Here is a 16,800-nt window from a genome sequence, read left to right on the forward strand (position 1 = left end):
GGCATTACGCTCGGCGGTGCCGACGCGGGCAACTACACGCTGGCGAACAACACCGCCAGTACGACGGCCGATATCAGCCCCGCCACCATTAACGCCGTCACCGGCATCACGGCCGGCAGCAAGACTTATGACGGCACCAGCGGCGCTACTGTCAACACGAACGGCGCAGCATTTGCCGGCATCGTCGCCGGCGACAGTCTGAACGCCAGTGCCAGCGGCGCGTTTGCCGACAAGAATGCCGCCACCGGCAAGGTGGTCAACGTCAGCGGCATCGTCCTGGGCGGCACTGACGCCGGCAACTACAATCTGGCCAGCAACACCGCCAGCACGACGGCCGACATCAGCCGCGCCACCATCAACGCCGTCACCGGCATCACCGCCGGCAGCAAGGTCTATGACGGTACCACCGGCGTATCCCTGAACCTCACTGGCGCCACTTTTGCCGGCCAGGTGGCGGGCGATGCGCTGGTCCTGGCCACGCCGGTCAGCGGCGCGTTCAGCGACAAGAACGCAGCCAGCGGCAAGACCGTCACGATCAGCGGCCTCTCCCTGTCAGGCTTTGATGCCGGCAACTATACGCTGATCAGCAACCAGGCCCGCACCACGGCCAACATCACGCCGGCCAGCGTGGTGGTGGCCGCAAGCAGCGCCAACCGTGTGTACGACACCACCACCAATGCCAGCGTGGCGCTCAGTGACAACCGCATCGCCGGCGATGTGCTGAGCATCAGCAACACCGGCGCCAGCTTCGCCACCAGGAACGCCGGCGTGAACAAAACGGTGACGGTGAGCGGCATCGCCCTCGGCGGTGCGGACGCGGGCAACTATGTCGTCAACGCCACGGCCACCACCACGGCGACCATTGGCCAGGCCGCGCTGGCATTGCGGGTGGACAGCGCAGCGAAAGACCAGGGCAGCGCGAACCCGGCCTTTACCACCAGCTACACCGGCTTGCTGGGCGCCGATACGGTAGCGGGCGAAGTGGGCGGCAACCTGGCTTTCACCACCGTTGCCACCACCGGTTCGGCAGCGGGCGTCTACGCGGTGTCGGCGGGCGGACAGACAGCAGTCAATTACACGCTGGCCTATACGCCAGGCGTGTTGACCGTCAATCCGAACCAGGCGCCGCCGGTCGCAGCCCCTACGCCTGCGCTGCAAGCGGCACTGTCCAGTGCGCTGGGCATGGTCGCCGTGGCGGCTTCGCAAGGCAGTATAGTGCAGGCAAACAGGCCCCCCGCGGTGTCGGCTACGGGAGACTCCGAGGCTAAGGACGACGCCGCTGTCGCCACCACGGAAGCGCGAGCCTTCGCGAGCAGCACCACGCCGGTGGTGCAAGTGCAAGCAGTACCCGTGGTCAATACCAATGTCCTGCCGGGTCTGCGCCTGAGCGTGGTCGGCGCCGGCCTGCGTATGCCGGCCGGCGGTGGCGACAACACCAGCGTGGAAAGCCAGTAACGGCGTCAGGTGCGCGGTCCCGTCAACCGAAGTAATTGTGTAAACACCCCTGCGCCTGTAAGGGTTCTGTCGCGCTGTTTTCCAGGCGCACTTGACCTTGACCACCCCGGTTGACCTGATCGGGCTGCCGACGAGCGCTAATACGACATTAGAACCCTATATCCTTGTTCTCTTCAGTATTTGGCGTTTCCGTCACAGCATACGGCTCCTAAGAAAAATCCTTGCGATAGATATTGATATCCTTGCCAACGATCGGCTGGCGCGAAAAGCGTTCGAAGCGCAAACCGAGCTTGTTGATCAAGTTGATCGAAGGCTGATTATTCGGCGCCACAAGGCCATACAGCGTGGGCAGGGCCAGCACCTCGCGCGCATATTGCAGCACGCCAGAGGAAGCTTCCCAGGCCAGCCCCTGGCCGCAATATGCGGGCAGCAGCGCGTAGCCGATGTCGGGGCCCGGCATGGTGGCGCGCTTGATCAGGCCGCACATGCCGATCGCCACGCCGTCAGCGCGGTGTTCGACGATATAGAAGGAATAAGCAAGTTGCTGCTGCTGCGCAATCGGACCGGTTTCGAGCGCCACGCGCGCCGCGTCCACGGTATGGATGTTGCGCTCGCCGATGGTGGCCAGCCAGGTCGGCTGGTTGACCAGGCCGAGGAAAAACGCCGCGTCGTCCGCGCTGGCGGTACGCAGCCGCAAACGCGGTGTTTCAATGACGATCATGCCGGCCACTGCATCGGATCGCTGAGCAGCCGGTACATCACATACGCATCCACATAGCCGAGCTGCGCGTGGCGATACGCCATCGGCAAGGTGCCGGCCACCGTAAAGCCCAGCTTTTTCCACAGGGTGACGGCGGCCAGGTTGGTGCTGACGACAAAGTTGAACTGCATCGCCAGGAAACCCGCGCGCCGCGCTTCCTCCATGCAGTGCACGCCGAGCATGCGGCCCACGCCGACGCCCTGGGCGGCCGGGTCGACCATGAAGGAGGCGTTGGCCACATGGTCGCCGTGGCCGACCTGGTTGGCCACCAGCTTGTACATGCCCAGCAGGCGCTCGCTGGCCATCACGGCAACGAAGCTTTGTACGACGGGACCGAACCAGTAGGCGTGGCAGGTCTCGCGCGTGGTGGCGGCGTCGAACGGGTAGCTGTCGCCTGCGGCCACCAGGGTGCGGAAGATGCTCCACATGGCGTCGAAGTCGGCCTCGATGGCCGGGCGGATCTCGATTTCTTTCAAGGTGCTGCTCCCGATAACAAGTTAGCGTGATTGTATCAGCGCGGCAGGCGAAAATTGACCGTTTCAGGCCGGCCAGGCAACTGCAAGCGGGCGCCAGCGCGCGGCGACTCGCTGATAACCTGGCCGCGGCGCAGCACCAGGCGGCGCGCCGCGCGCAGGCGCAGCGCTTCCACGGTGGAGCTGCAATCGAGGATCACCAGGTCGGCATGGCAGCCGGGCGCGATGCCATAGCCGTCCAGGCCCAGGATGGCGGCCGGCGTTTGCGTAACCGCCAGGAAGCAGTCGTGCATCGCTTGCTGGCCCGTCATCTGCGCCACGTGCAGGCCCATGTGCGCCACTTCCAGCATATCGCCCGAACCCAGGCTGTACCACGGGTCCATCACGCAGTCGTGGCCGAAGGCGACCGGGATGCCGGCGGCCAGCATTTCGGGCACGCGCGTCATGCCGCGCCGCTTCGGATAGGTATCGTGCCTTCCTTGCAGGGTGATGTTGATGAGCGGATTGGCGATCGCCGCCACCCCCGCTTCGCGGATCAGCGGCAGCAATTTGCTTACATAGTAATTGTCCATCGAGTGCATGGACGTGAGGTGCGAGCCAGTCACCCTGCCCTGCATTCCCAGGCGCTGCGCATGGAAGGCCAGGGTTTCGATATGGCGCGACAGCGGGTCATCGGACTCGTCGCAATGCATGTCGACCATCAGCCCCTGCTCGCACGCATATTCGCACAGCAGGCGCACCGATTCGGCGCCGTCGGCCATGGTGCGCTCGAAATGCGGGATGCCGCCGACCACATCGACGCCCATGGCGATGGCGCGTTTGAGGTTGTCGAAAGCGCCCGGGCTGCGCAGGATGCCGTCCTGTGGAAACGCCACCAGCTGCAAATCCAGCCAGGGCGCCACTTGCCGCTTGACGTCGAGCAGCGCTTCGACGGCCAGCAGGCGCGGATCGCAGATATCGACATGGGAGCGGATGGCCAGCAGGCCGCGCGCCACGGCCCAGTCGCAATACTGCAACGCGCGCTCGACCAGCGCCTGCTGCGTCAGTTGCGGTTTCAGTTCGCCCCACAGCGCGATCCCTTCCAGCAAGGTGCCGGAAGCGTTGACACGCGGCAAACCGTAACTGAGCGTGGCATCCATATGGAAGTGGGCGTCGACAAACGGCGGCGTGACCAGATCGCCCCCGGCGTCGATTTCGCGCGCGCCCGTGACGGGCAAGGCGGGGCCGACGGCGGCAATGCGGCCCTGTTCGACGGCGATATCGATGGCGGTGCGCCCATCGGGCAGGCTGGCGTTGCGGATAACGAGGTCCATGGTGTTCCTTGCAAGAGAGTGAGAAAATGCTGCACTGCACGAATATAAAGTCAATTTTCTTTACAAGCATAAAGATAAAACAAGCATCTTGTGCAGTCACAAATGACCTTCAAAAAGCCAACAGCCGATGAAATGGCTTGTGGCAAGGCCACCGCACCGTTCGAAATAGCTTTCAACCAACACGAATCACCGCTAGAATATTCATATTGCGTTGCATCAAAACAGACCTCAACAACGCTTAACCATCATCAACACCCTACAAAACGCGGACAGGATGTGAGCAGCGTTTTGCCAGCATTTTAATCCGGACCAAGGAGTAAATATGTTCCCGCTTCCACAACAACTAGCCAGCGCGGCAAAATCGCAATGGGAAACCCAGTTGCAGATTTTCAGCACCCTCGGCCATACCATGTTTGATGGCGCCGAAAAAATCATCGCCCTCAACCTCGATGCCAGCAAGGCCGCCATTGCCAGGAGCACCGGCACGGCGCAGCACCTGCTGGCGGTAAACGATGCGCGCGAGTTCCTCAGCTACAGCACCAGCCAGGCCCAGCCCGGCATCGAGAGCGTGCTGGCCTACAGCCGCCAGTTGTTCGGCATCGCATCGAGCACCCAGGCGCAATTGCTGGAAGCGGCCAAGGCCAGGCTCGATCACGCCAGCGCGGCAGCACCGGCAGCGCCCGTGAGCGCGCCGGTACCGGTGCAGGTCCAGGTGGAAGCCATCGTCGAGCTTGCCGCAGTTGCCCCGGTTCCCGTCCCGGCTCCCGAGCCTGAGCCTGAGCCGGTCCCGGTCCCGGTCCCGGTCCCGGTCCCGGCCGCCATCCTGGCCCCGGTCGCCGAACCGGCGCCTGCCGCACCGGCGCCTGAGCCGCTGCCGTTGGCCGCCTTGCCGATCGCCGCCTCGGCGCCGGCCGCGATTGCCCCGGAACCCGTCAAAGTGCCGGCCGCCGTGAAAGCGACGGCCAAAGCGGCGCCAGCACCGACCACGAGCAAGCCGGCCGTCAAGCAAGGCGGCCCCAGCAGGGCCAGCGCCAAGCCTGCGACCAAAGGCAAGCGCAAATAAGCCGCAGTTCCCTGGCACAAGAATACAACGGGCTACGGCCCGTTTTTTGCACGCCTTTTCGACGCTGTTTCCGCCCTCGCGCGCAGCGCGTTTTACCGCCTTGTTGTATCCTGTGCGAACTTTCCGTCCGCGCGCCTCTTCCGTCCGCCCCGCGACACCCCGCTAACAAACCAACACAAGACAAAGGTAATCATGAGTTTATCGAGGCTCATCGCCGGCTTCGTGCGCCAGCATTGGCCGGCCTACGCCGCCGCCGCCGTCATGCTGACCGGCGTGGCCACATTGACCGTGTGGATACCGCGCCGCATCGGCGCCATCATCGACGCGCTGGCCGCTCACCGCATGAGCACATCCCAGCTGTGGCTGGAGTTGCTGACCCTGCTCGCGGTCGGCGTGGCCATCTACTTCCTGCGCGTCGGCTGGCGCATCACCCTGTTCAAGGCCGCCTACCAATTGGGCGTGATGCTGCGCACGCGGTTTTACACGCGCATGTCGCAGCAGGGCGCCTCGTTCTACCAGGGCCAGCGCACGGGCGACCTGATGGCGCTGGCCACCAACGATATCGACGCCATCGAAATGGCGGCCGGCGAAGCGATGCTGGCCGGCTTCGACGGCACGTTGACCTTGTTGATGGTGCTCGGCATCATGCTGCTGGGCGTGGACTGGCGCCTGGCCTGCATCGCCCTGTTGCCGTTTCCGCTGATGGGACTGGCCTTCTGGCGCATTTCCAGCCATATCCATACGGCGTCGACCGATTCGCTGCAACGCTTTTCGGCGCTGAACGACCATGTACAGGAGTCCTTGTCGGGCGTGCGCACCTTGCGCGCGCTGGGCCTGGAACAGCGCAGCGGCGCGCAGTTCTCGGCCCTGGCCGGCCACGCGGCCAACGCCAGCCTGACGGCGCAGCGCTGGGAAGCGGCGTACGAACCGGCCGTCGGCCTGACCCTGACGGCCGCCACCGCCCTGACGCTGGGGCTGGGCGGCTACCTGGTATGGCACGATCAACTGACGATCGGCGCGCTGACCAGCTTTTCCATGTACCTGGGCCAGCTGATCTGGCCGATGTTTGCCGCCGGCTGGGTGCTGTCCCTGATCGAACGGGGCCGCGCCGCCTGGCAGCGGCTGCAACCGATGTTAGATGCACCGCTGGCCATCGACGACCATGGCACCATCACCGAGCTGCCGCCCGGCCCTTTGCTGCTGGAACACGTGAGCTTTGCCTATGCGGGCCAGGGCACGCCCGCGCTGGCCGATATCGCGCTGCGGCTGGAACCGGGCCAGACCCTGGGCCTGGTGGGCCCGACCGGCAGCGGCAAGTCGACCCTGCTGCGCGTGCTGCTGCGCCAGGTCACGCCGCAATCGGGCCAGGCGACCTGGAGCGGCCAGCCGCTCGCCGCCTACACCCTGCATGCGCTACGCGCGGCGATCAGCTGGGTGCCTCAGGAGTCGTTCCTGTTTTCGGCGACGATTGCCGACAATATCGCGCTGGCCCGCCCCGGCGCCACGCGCCAGGAAGTCGAACATGCGGCCGAACTGGCCGACATCCATGCCGACATCCTGCAGTTCCCCGACGGCTATGAAACCCATGTCGGCGAAAAAGGCATCACCTTGTCGGGCGGCCAGCGCCAGCGCGTGGCGATTGCCCGCGCGCTGCTGGCCGACAACGGCCTGCTGTTGCTCGATGACGCCCTGTCGGCGGTCGATACGGGCACCGAGACGCGCATCCTGCAGCACCTGGAACAGTTGCGCCAGCGCCGCCCCGAGCGCAGCGCCATTATCGCCAGCCACCGCCTGAGCGCCGTCGTCAACGCCGACCTGATTCTGGTGCTGCGCGACGGGCGCATCACGGAAGCGGGCAATCACGAACAACTGCTGCGGCACGATGGCTGGTATGCCAGCCAGTGGCGCTATCAACAACTGGAGGCCAGCCTTGACGCCGACTGACACGCAAGACACCGTACGCCGCCAGGCGATGCAGGCGATTGGCCTGTTGCGCCGCGCCGCCGCGCCCGACCTGCACCATCTGTACTGGGCCACCCTGTGGCTGATCATCGCCGCCGCGCTGGAAGTGACAGGCCCGATCCTGGGCAAGGCCCTGATCGACCAGCACCTGCTGCCGCGCAACCTGGACTGGACCCGCATGTCGCTGCTGCTGGGCGGCTGCCTGCTGACGGGCTGGATCGCTTCCGGCCTGCGCTATCTGCAGCTGGTGCGCCTGTCCGGCCTGGCGATGCGCTCGGTGCAGCGGCTGCGCGAGACCGTCTACCAGCACGTCCTGCGCTTGCCGATGGCGTTCTTTGACCGCGCCATCACGGGCCAGCTGGTCAGCCGCGTGACCAACGACACCGAGGCGGTCAAGTCCTTGTACGTGCAGGTGCTGTTCGTCATCCTCGACAGCTCCATCGTCCTGATCGGCACCATCGCCGCCATGGCCTTTCTGGACTGGCGATTGATGCTGATCGTGCTGGCGCTGCTGCCGGCGGTGCTGGTGATCGTCTTCCTGTACCAGCGCTGGAGCGCGCCGGCCGTCACGCGCGCGCGCGCCCTGCGCAGCGAAATCAACGGCCAGATCGCCGAATCGATCGGCGGCATGAGCGTGCTGCAGGCCAACAATGCCGAGCGCCGCTTCGGCCAGCGCTTCACCGGCATCAACCAGGACCATTACACGGCGCGCATGCACGAACTGCGCGCCAACGCCTGGCTGCTGCGCCCCGCGCTCGACATGCTCAATATCGTGCTGCTGGCGGTGGTCATCTTCAGCTTCGGCCAGCGCGACATCGGCGCCGTCGAAGTAGGCGTGCTGTATGCGTTCATCAGCTATATCGCGCGCGTGATCGAGCCGCTGATCCAGATCACCATGCAGTTCAGCCAGCTGCAGCAGTCGGTGGTGGCCACCGCCCGCGTCTCGACCCTGCTCGACGAGCGCCAGGCGCTGGAACACGCGCCGGGCAAGGCCGCCAGCGCAGCGGACGGCACGGTTGCCGCCGGCACGCCAGCGGTCGATATTTCGCACCTGACGTTTGCGTATGTCGAAAACCAGCCGGTGCTGCACGACCTGTCGCTCGCCATTCCGCAAGGGGCGTTCTTCGGCATCGTCGGCCATACGGGCAGCGGCAAGTCGACCCTGCTGTCGCTGCTGCTGCGCTTTTATCCGGTGGCGCAGGGCCACATCGCCATCAACGGCGTGGCTCTTGACAGCATCGCCAACGAGCGCTTCCGCGCCGACGTGGGCCTGGTGCCGCAAGACCCCTTCCTGCTGGCAGCGTCGGCGCGCGAAAATATCGACATGGGCCGCGGCTACAGCCAGGCGCAGATCGAGCAGGCGGCGCGCGCGGCCCATGCGCACGACTTTATCGCCGCACTCGAGCACGGCTACGACACGCCGCTGGGCGAAGGCGGCTCGCGACTGTCGTCGGGCCAGAAGCAGCTGATCGCGATCGCCCGCGCGCTGGCAGGCCAGCCGCGCATCCTGCTGCTCGACGAAGCGACCTCGCGCATCGACAGCCAGACCGAACAGATCGTGCAGCTGGCGCTGAACGAATTGCGCGGCAAGGTGACCATTGTCGCCATCGCCCACCGCCTGTCGACCATCCGCGAGGCCGACACCATCATCGTGCTGAACCACGGCCGCATCACGGAAGCGGGGCCGCACGAACAGCTGATGCAGGTGGAAAACGGCTTGTACCAGCGTCTTTATCTGTTGCAACAACTGGCGCAATAAAGTGTGCACTTTGCTGAAAATATAACGGGCGCTCGAAATTTCTTGATTGCAACATCATATAATGGTCTGCAAACAAGCGGTTGGCAAGGAGTGGCGCATTGGAAGGCTTGGCATTGAACGGGACGGCACGACAACCGAGCCGGCGCGCGGCATCGTGGCTGCTGGCGCTGGCTTGCCTGCTGCCCGCGCTGGCCGGCGCCAGCCCGCAGTTGCAGCAGCGCCTCGACGCCCTGCGCGAGGAGGGCCGTTTCGTGCCCGAGCGTGCGCTGCAACACCTGAAAGAGATCGAAAGCGAGGCCTTCAGTGCGCAGTTCCCCCTGCGCGCCGAATATATCACCCAGCTGAGCAATGCCCATATGCGGCTGGGGCAGAACGATATCGCCCTGCAACTGATCGACGACCTGATCCTGGACGCCACCAGGCGCCACAATGACGTGGCGCTGGCCAAGGCCATGCTGGGCAAAGCCTATATCAGTTTCGCCCTTGGCGAGCGGCGCGCGTCCCATCTGCTCGCCTTTGAGGCGGAAACCGTTGCCAACCGCACCGCCAACCTGGCGCTGCGCGTGCAGGCGACCATCAGCGGCGGCCAATCCTGGGCCGAGGAAGGCAATTTTCCGGCCGCCCTGGCCAAGCTGCAGACAGCGGTCGACCTGGCGCGCCTGAGCAATTCGCCCGTCACCCTGGCCGCAGCCCTGAATGCCTTGACCCTGCTGTACACGCAGATGCGCGAGTACGACAAGGGCTTCAAGGTACTCGATGAATTGCTGGCCGTGGCCGGCAAGCTGGAGTCACCGGGCCGCCTGGCACAGGCAAAAAATACCGAATACGGCCTGGCGCTCGACGCCAGTCAGCCACGCCGCGGCCAGCGCGCCCTGCTCGACGCGCTGGCGCTCGAGCGCCGGCTGGGCGCCAAAGGCATGGAGGCGACCACCCTCGTCAACCTGTCGGACAGCTACCTGAAGCAAGGCGATCCGCAGCGCGCACTGAGCTATGCCAACGAGGCCATCGCCGCCGCGCGCCTGGTGCGCAATGACGACGTGGAATCGACGGCGCGCCTCAATATCGGCCTGGCCCTGATCGGCCTGGGGCGCCTCGAAGAAGGCAAGCGCAGCGTGGAAACGGGATTGGCGTATTACGATCTGATGGACAACAAGCCCGACCTGCAAGCGGTGCTGCTGGAGTACGGCATGGTACTGGAAAAAGCCGGCGACATGAAGGGGGCCGTGACGGCCTATCACCGCGAGCGCAAGATTTCCAGCCAGTTGTTTGAACAGCAGCGGCAAAAAGCCGTCTATGAATTGCAGGAAAAATACGAGACAGAAAAAAAGCAGCGCCAGATTGAACTGCTGAGCCGTGAAAACCAGGTCAAGAGCACCGAGCTCGACAATCGCCGCCTGCAGCAGCGCGTGTGGTGGCTGCTGGCGCTGGTGATGGCACTGGCGGCCGTCATCGTCGGCCTGCTGTACCGCAAGGTACGCCACGCCAATGTGCAGCTCAAGGAAAAGAACCAGGAACTGGCGCACCAGAGTGCGCGCGATCCGCTCACGGCGCTGTACAACCGCCGCCACTTCCAGGACTTCATGCCGCGCCACGCCGCCCTCGCGCCGGACCCCGACATACAGAAGGACAGCGACGTGGTGGGCGCCCTGTTCCTGCTCGATGTCGACCATTTCAAGCAGATCAACGATCAATACGGCCATGCGGCGGGCGACCTGGTGCTCACCACCATCGCCACCACCTTGCATCAGGTGCTGCGCGAAACCGACATGATCGTGCGCTGGGGCGGCGAAGAGTTTCTGGCGTTCTTGCCGAGCGTCATGCGCGGCAGCCTCGATCATATCGCCGCCAGGGTGCTCGACGGCGTGGCCGCGCAGCAGGTGCTTTACCAGGGCCAGGCCATCGGCGTGCACGTCTCGATCGGCTTTGCGCCCTATCCGCTGGCGCCGCTGGGGCAGCCGCTGTCATGGGAGCGCAGCGTCAACCTGATCGACATGGCGCTGTATCTCGCCAAGGCGCACGGACGCAACCGCGCCTATGGCTTGCGGGGGTTTCAGCAGATGGAAGGCATGACACTGGAAGTGATCGAGCAAGACCTGGAACGCGCCTGGCGCAACGGCGTGGTCGACTTGAATGTGGTGCTGGGACCGCAGGAAGGCTTGCCGCGCGCGGCCGCCTGAGTGGCGGCGCGGTGGCGGCGCGGTGACCAGGCATGCCGGCCACCGCACGCCATGTTGTTACTTGGCGGACTCTTGCATTTTTTCGCCGGCGCGTTCGACTTTCTTGCCGACCGCATCCGCCGCTGCATTCATTTTCGCGCTGGCCTCGGCGCCAACCTGGTCCATCTTGGCGCTGGTGTCGGCTGCGGCCTGGCTCATCTTCGCGTCGGCGTTGGCGGCGGCGGCCTTCACATCGGCTTCGGCCTTGGCGGCGGTGGCGTCAATTTGCGCGCCAGCCGTCTCGGCAGGGCCCTTGGTCGACATGTCATCCTTCTTCTGGCAAGCGGCCAGCGCCACGACCATCATGCCGGCGGCGCAGATTGTCATCAGGTGTTTAGTTGCTTTCATGATATTCCCTTTCATTGTTATCAGAACAAACTGATCAGTCTGCAATATACACCTGGGAATTTTTTTACAGCGTACGCCACCGCACATAAGAATGGGCTTTCGACAGGCAGTTTGTAAGCAATGGTTTCAGCCGCCATGCAAAGCTCAGGGCGGCGCGGCGCCATCGAGCAAGGCGTGCTCGAGCAACTGCGACAGCGCCGCGCGCAAGGTCTTGATACGCGACGCCAGTTCGGGACGCTTGTAGCGTTCGGCCGCCAGCAGGCTCTTTTCCATGCAGGCATGGTCGCGCCTGGCCAGGCAGGCGTCGGCCTGGTCGAGTTCACGCCTGGCCAGCGCCACCTTGATGCGGGCATCCAGTTCGATGCTGTCGGCGTCTTCGCCCCAGCGTTTGACATACGCGGCCAGCCGTGTGGCGGCCTGCTCGGGCTTGCCCGCGTCAAACGCCTGGCCGGCCACCAGCACCACCTGCTCCCAGGCCTGCACGCGTTTTTGCCGTTTGTCGCAGGTGGCCGCCGCACTGGTGATGCTTGCCTGCAAGCGTTTGATGTGCGCGGCCGGCGCCTTGGCGCTTTTCAGCACGGCCAGCGCGCTGCGCGCGCCGTCCAGGTCGCACTGCTGCGCCAGCGCCGTAGCCACTTGCACCTGCTCGGCCACGCTGGCCGGCTTGTCGTCGGGCTTGTTGACGAACCAGATCGCCACCAGCGCGGCCACCGCCAGCAGCCAGGTACGCAGGCGCACGGGGGCGCGCGGCGGCGGCACGGAGCGGGCCACGGCGGCTTTTTTGGGCGCTTCCCTGGCAGGCGGCGGCGCGGGCGCAGGCGTGGGTTCGGGTTCGGGCGCAGCTGGTGGCGCGACCAGGGACGCGGGCGGCGCCGGTCGCCATTGCGGCGGGATCGGCGGCGGCATCACGGCCGGCGTCACCGGCGCCGGCGTGGCCGCTTCGGGCGCCGGGGCTGACTGCGCAGTGCCGCAAAACGGGCAATACGCCACGCGCAGCGGCAATGGCTTGCCGCAAGCGGCATGGATGCAACGATCATTTACGGGTTCAAGCACGTTCTACCTTTTTCTACCTTTTTCAAGCGTCCATCGTGGCGAGCGCGGCGGCCAATACTGTTGCCAGATCCCGGCTGCGCTCCTGCGCAATATTACCCTACGGGCGGTCCCGCCAGCGCTTTGACACGGATCAATCGCCACCTGGCGCGACGGCCTAATCTGGTAGCACTCGGACAAGGAAAACGGGAGAACGCCATGTCAGCCCACCTGATCATCGAAGACGGCCAGCCCTGGTGGTGGGACAGCGCCGCTATCTGGGTCGTGCCCGGCAACGACCCGAACGGCGCGCCGGGCGCACCGCTTGCCGGCGCCAATAATTACCTGTGGGCGCGCGTGCACAATACGGGCAACAGCAGCTCCAACGGCGTGCGCGTGGATTTTTACTGGGCCGACCCTTCCGGCCAGATCGCCGTCGGCGTCGCCACCAGGATCGGCTCGGCGTTTGCCGACCTGGCGCCGGGCGCCACCCAGGACGTGCTGTGCCTGGTGCCCTGGTTCCCCGTCATCGTCAACGGCGGCCACGAATGCCTGGTAGCGGTCGCCCACGGACCGGGCGACGTCAACCCCCTGTCCGACCCGCTGCCCACCGGCTTTGCCTTCCAGCCGCAACACTACGAACAGATCGCCCAGCACAATGTGACGGTGGTGCGGGCGGCGCGGCGCGCGCAGCTGCTGGCCATCAGCGTGGCGGCGCTGCCGCGCCAGGACAAGCGAGTGCTGCTGCAACTGGAACACGGCGGCGAGCTGCCCGGCGCCGTGCTGGCCACCCTGGGCCTGGAAAAGTGGCGCCCCGCCAAGGAAGCCAAGGTCGAGGCGGGCCTGGCGCACACGCCGTATTGCGACGACCAGCAAGGCGAGCAGAAGCTGGAAGTGGCGGTACCGCGCGGGCGCGCCGTACCCGTCTACCTGAGCCTGCGCGCCAGCGAACTGGCGAGCGGTCAATACGCGCTGCTGCGCGTGCTCGAAACCATCGATGGCAAGGTCATGGGCGGCGTCAGCTTTGTGCTGGTCGACGCGGTTGACAACGGCAAACAGGAGAACGCATCATGAGCGACACGCCCATGCAAGTGCTGACGCGGCCCTTCGCAATCGAACCCGTCACCAATATCATGATGCCCGATGGCATCTTCGACAATGCGCTTTACCATCTGCGCATCGCCGCCCATATCACCAATATGTCGGGTACGGCGCTGACCAACGTCACGGTCTACCTGGAAAGCGTGGGCGACCCCGGCATCGTGCCTGTGGCGCGCACCTTTTTCTTTGCCAGCATCCCCGCCGGCGCCGCCATGCTGGTCATGTGGGACGCCAACTTCGAGCATGCGGCGCCGGGCAAGCGCCTGGTCAGCTTTGTCGCCAAGGCCGACGGCCACACGCCGCGCCGCTCGATCCAGCAGATTTTTGTCTCGCAGACGCGCTTTGACAGCACCAGCAACACCTATACCTGCGCCATCGAGGAAGGCACCCTGACCCTGTCGAAACCGCAGGGCCACCTGCCCGGCAAGGGCTGGGGCACCTCGGACGGCAAGCAATGCCGCTGCCCGCCCTGGCCAGGGCCGGTGATCCCCACCGGCTTTACCCTGGCCTGGGCACCCAATCCCGCCTATGCCGGCACGCATGGCGAGCTGCCGTTTTCCGATCCGTGGTGGAAGGTGCTGGCCATTATCATCGCCATTATCGCGGCGCTGGTGGCCATCATCGCGGCGGCACTGGGCTCGGGCCAGGCCAGCTTCAGCGCGGGCGGCGAATTTGAAGAAACCGACCCCAGCGTCCATTGCTGTTCGCCCGAAGGCGCCGCTTCCGGCGCGCCCGAATATACGGTGGCGGGCGTGGCCTCGGCCATTGCCTCGGGCGCGATTGCCGTGGCCTGCTCGGACGCGGCCGATCCGTTCTGGCGCGGCCAGGAAGCCACGCCCCCTGCGGCAGGCGAACTGACCCTGGGCGAGCGCGTGGTGGCGCAATGGGTGTTGCCGGAAGCACCGAATGCGGGCCGGCCCTATACGGCCGACGTCAAGTGGCAATATGAACGCTTTACCAGTGGCGGCAACTACCAGCATGGCGTGAGCGAAACCCAGGTCAACATCCATGTGGCAGGGCCCGTGGAAACCGACACGCCGGCCGTGGTGCAGGCGTTTGAACCGCTGTGGCTGCGCGCCAGCTTCCGGCGCGACAATGACGATCTGTTCCGTGGCAATGAATTGTATGCGTTTGCCCTGTTCCAGGCGCCGCAGGGCCTGTACTTCGTGCAGCCGCTGGTCGACGATGGCCTGGGGTTCGACCCGGGTGCCAACGATGGCGTCTATGCGGCCAGCCTCAACCTCAAGGAAGCGTACCGCCTGCTGCTGAAATACGGCCAGCAAGTCTACGGCACCTGGCGCGCATTCGTGTTTGCCCAGGACGTCAACCTGAGCAAGCCCGGCACGCCGCCCGAAATCGCCGCCCAGCATATCGGCGGCATGTTCGTCGCCAGCGCCATTGAGCTGACGTTCGACGACAGCCTGCCCTGTCCGCTCAAGGCGCAGGCCAGCATCGTTGTTGTCTAGAGCGAGGCCCAAGCGGCATTATCAAGGGCGCTTGAGAAAATGCCCAGGGCAAGGTGCGGCGCCGAAGACAGTACGCAAGTACGGCCAGGCGAACGCAACACCTCCATGGGCTTTTTATCAACCGCCCTTAGGCTTTTACCACATCCACTTTTGCCAGCACAGTGCGCGGCACAATCTCCGTTTCCGGGCACGACGCCATCGCATCGGAGTATTCCAGCCAACGCTTCAGGATTTCCATGCGGCGGATGGTGATGCCCTTGCCGTTGATATAGCCGATCTGCTCGAAGTTGGCCGGACTGGTGGTCAGTTTGGACACCGTGGGCGCGTTTTCGATCAGGCGGTCGTAGGCCTTGCGCGCCTTGTGTTCCCATTTGGCCAGCAAGGGATCGTCGAAGCGGTTGCTCTCGAAATAGACGGTGACGGTACGGTCGTGGTTGGCGAAACCGACAATGGCAGCGCCCTTGCGTATCGTCATCAGGACATCTTCCTTGACGCCGGTGACGGGCACCAGCAGGGCAGCGCGGCCATCGGTATCGGGCCGTTCCATGGGGATATCTTGTCCAATCAGGCTCATCGCATCACTCTTAACATTACTTTGTTGATGTCGCACTGCCACCGTCGGTGGCAGGCTGGTTTACAAATAATACATTGCCAATAGGCACTACACAAGGTAATCAGGCGGCGGTGATCGTTCTGAGGACCAATGGCGAGACAGTCGGGGCGCGCCTTATAATGCGCAGTTACCCCTACTTGCCCCGACTTTTCCATCATGACGCTTCCAGACAACGACACCAGCCGGCTCGACGCCATCAGCGCCGCCGCCACCGACGTGGCCGCGCAAAACGTGGCCGACCTGCTGGCCATGGCCATCTGCCACCGCCCCGGGGAACCGGCGCTGGTGGTCTGCGACAAGCGCAGCTGGCTCAATCTGGTGCTCAGCGACGCCTACCGGCTGGCCCTGCCGAACGCCAGCTTCATCGATTTCGACGACGTCACGCCCGAGGCCGTGCTGGCCGCGTTTGCCGCGTTGCCGACCGGCAGCCTGGTGGTGCTGATCCAGTCGACCAGCTTCCGCCTCGAAGCGTTCCGCATCCGCATCGAACTGTTCAAGCGCGGCCTGAAAGTGATCGAGCACGTACACCTGTCACGCATGCCCGGTGTGCAGGGCCTGCACTATATCGCCTCGCTGGCCTACGACCCCGCGTATTACCGTGGCGTCGGCCACGCCCTGAAAGAACGCATCGACCGCGCCCGCCACGGCATGGTCGACAGCGGCGGCGAACAACTGGTATTCGCTTCGCCGTTCGAATCGGCCAAGCTCAATATCGGCGACTATACCGGCATGAACAATATCGGCGGCCAGTTTCCGCTCGGCGAGGTGTTTACCGAAGCGCAAGACCTGGAAGCGGTAAACGGCCGGGTGCGCATTTTCGTGTTCGGCGACACCCACTTCCTGGTCAACCGGCCCGACACGCCGATCACCGTGATCATTGAAAAAGGCCGGGTCACCGGCACTGAAAACGCAACCCCCGCGTTTCTGGAAATGCTGGACATTATTCGCGCCCACGAAGGCGAAGTGTGGGTGCGCGAGCTGGGCTTCGGCTTGAATCGCGCCTTTACGCGCGAGCAACTGGTCAACGATATCGGCACCTACGAGCGCATGTGCGGCATCCATCTGTCGCTGGGCGCCAAGCACGGCGTCTACGCCAAGGCGCAGTTCAAGCGCAAGCAAGCGCGCTACCACGTCGACATCTTTGCCGTGACCGAAGCGGTGTATCTCGACGACGAGCGCATCTACGCCGACGGCGCCTGGCTGGTAGCAGACGCCAGCTGATACGCTGCTCGCCCTCATGTG

At 64.8% G+C, this 16,800-nt stretch carries 15 protein-coding genes; 9 read left to right on the forward strand and 6 right to left on the reverse strand.

Annotation, left to right across the window (positions count from 1 at the left end; genetic code table 11):
- The coding region (locus tag CD932_RS05360; RefSeq protein ID WP_254926474.1) for a YDG domain-containing protein at positions 1-1,455 on the forward strand (1,455 nt) is incomplete at its 5' end.
- A 208-nt stretch (positions 1,456-1,663) separates the two neighbouring features.
- Here CD932_RS05360 and CD932_RS05365 read toward each other — a convergent pair.
- Genes CD932_RS05365 through CD932_RS05375 form a run of 3 tightly spaced genes read right to left on the reverse strand, consistent with a single transcriptional unit; the run spans position 1,664 to position 4,001 of the window.
- Complete coding sequence (locus tag CD932_RS05365) at positions 1,664-2,176, reverse strand: GNAT family N-acetyltransferase (protein WP_094441730.1); 513 nt, start codon at positions 2,174-2,176, stop codon at positions 1,664-1,666.
- Positions 2,173-2,691: a GNAT family N-acetyltransferase gene (locus CD932_RS05370; RefSeq protein ID WP_094441731.1), complete on the reverse strand. Its 519-nt coding sequence runs from the start codon at positions 2,689-2,691 to the stop codon at positions 2,173-2,175. The genes CD932_RS05365 and CD932_RS05370 overlap by 4 nt, the downstream gene beginning before the upstream one ends.
- A 35-nt stretch (positions 2,692-2,726) precedes the next feature.
- Positions 2,727-4,001, reverse strand: coding sequence for an amidohydrolase family protein (locus CD932_RS05375; RefSeq protein WP_094441732.1), 1,275 nt, complete (start codon positions 3,999-4,001; stop codon positions 2,727-2,729).
- 102 nt (positions 4,002-4,103) lie between these two features.
- Here CD932_RS05375 and CD932_RS28055 point away from each other — a divergent pair, with 102 nt between their 5' ends.
- The 5 genes from CD932_RS28055 (at position 4,104) to CD932_RS05395 (ending at position 10,962) form a co-directional block, all read left to right on the forward strand.
- Positions 4,104-4,304: a hypothetical protein gene (locus CD932_RS28055; protein ID WP_141213185.1), complete on the forward strand. Its 201-nt coding sequence runs from the start codon at positions 4,104-4,106 to the stop codon at positions 4,302-4,304.
- A gap of 19 nt (positions 4,305-4,323) precedes the next feature.
- Positions 4,324-5,064 carry a phasin family protein gene (locus tag CD932_RS05380; RefSeq protein WP_094441733.1) on the forward strand — a complete coding sequence of 247 codons (741 nt, stop codon included), beginning with the start codon at positions 4,324-4,326 and terminating at the stop codon, positions 5,062-5,064.
- 192 nt (positions 5,065-5,256) lie between these two features.
- Positions 5,257-7,008: an ABC transporter ATP-binding protein gene (locus tag CD932_RS05385; protein ID WP_094441734.1), complete on the forward strand. Its 1,752-nt coding sequence runs from the start codon at positions 5,257-5,259 to the stop codon at positions 7,006-7,008.
- Positions 7,009-7,036: 28 nt separating this feature from the next.
- Positions 7,037-8,785: an ABC transporter ATP-binding protein gene (locus CD932_RS05390; RefSeq protein WP_094443469.1), complete on the forward strand. Its 1,749-nt coding sequence runs from the start codon at positions 7,037-7,039 to the stop codon at positions 8,783-8,785.
- A 98-nt stretch (positions 8,786-8,883) separates the two neighbouring features.
- Entirely contained in the window at positions 8,884-10,962 is a 2,079-nt protein-coding gene (locus tag CD932_RS05395; protein WP_369679810.1) for a GGDEF domain-containing protein, read from the forward strand.
- Positions 10,963-11,019: 57 nt separating this feature from the next.
- On the opposite strand, the gene CD932_RS05400 is transcribed toward CD932_RS05395, so the two are convergent.
- Positions 11,020-11,349 carry a hypothetical protein gene (locus CD932_RS05400; protein WP_141213186.1) on the reverse strand — a complete coding sequence of 110 codons (330 nt, stop codon included), beginning with the start codon at positions 11,347-11,349 and terminating at the stop codon, positions 11,020-11,022.
- Positions 11,350-11,493: 144 nt separating this feature from the next.
- Positions 11,494-12,402 carry a hypothetical protein gene (locus CD932_RS05405; protein WP_176460886.1) on the reverse strand — a complete coding sequence of 303 codons (909 nt, stop codon included), beginning with the start codon at positions 12,400-12,402 and terminating at the stop codon, positions 11,494-11,496.
- A 195-nt stretch (positions 12,403-12,597) separates the two neighbouring features.
- Between CD932_RS05405 and CD932_RS05410 the strand changes: the two genes are divergently transcribed.
- Both CD932_RS05410 and CD932_RS05415 read left to right on the forward strand, forming a co-directional pair.
- Complete coding sequence (locus tag CD932_RS05410; protein ID WP_094441737.1) at positions 12,598-13,452, forward strand: hypothetical protein; 855 nt, start codon at positions 12,598-12,600, stop codon at positions 13,450-13,452.
- Complete coding sequence (locus CD932_RS05415) at positions 13,449-14,945, forward strand: choice-of-anchor X domain-containing protein (RefSeq protein WP_094441738.1); 1,497 nt, start codon at positions 13,449-13,451, stop codon at positions 14,943-14,945. Before CD932_RS05410 ends, CD932_RS05415 begins: the two co-directional genes overlap by 4 nt.
- A 127-nt stretch (positions 14,946-15,072) precedes the next feature.
- On the opposite strand, the gene CD932_RS05420 is transcribed toward CD932_RS05415, so the two are convergent.
- Entirely contained in the window at positions 15,073-15,492 is a 420-nt protein-coding gene (locus CD932_RS05420; RefSeq protein ID WP_094441739.1) for a hypothetical protein, read from the reverse strand.
- A gap of 222 nt (positions 15,493-15,714) precedes the next feature.
- On the opposite strand from CD932_RS05420, the gene CD932_RS05425 reads away from it, so the two are divergent.
- Positions 15,715-16,779, forward strand: coding sequence for a hypothetical protein (locus CD932_RS05425; RefSeq protein WP_094441740.1), 1,065 nt, complete (start codon positions 15,715-15,717; stop codon positions 16,777-16,779).
- Positions 16,780-16,800 lie beyond the last annotated feature (21 nt).

The sequence above is a fragment of the Janthinobacterium sp. PC23-8 genome, from assembly GCF_002250505.1.
Lineage (GTDB): Bacteria > Pseudomonadota > Gammaproteobacteria > Burkholderiales > Burkholderiaceae_D > Janthinobacterium.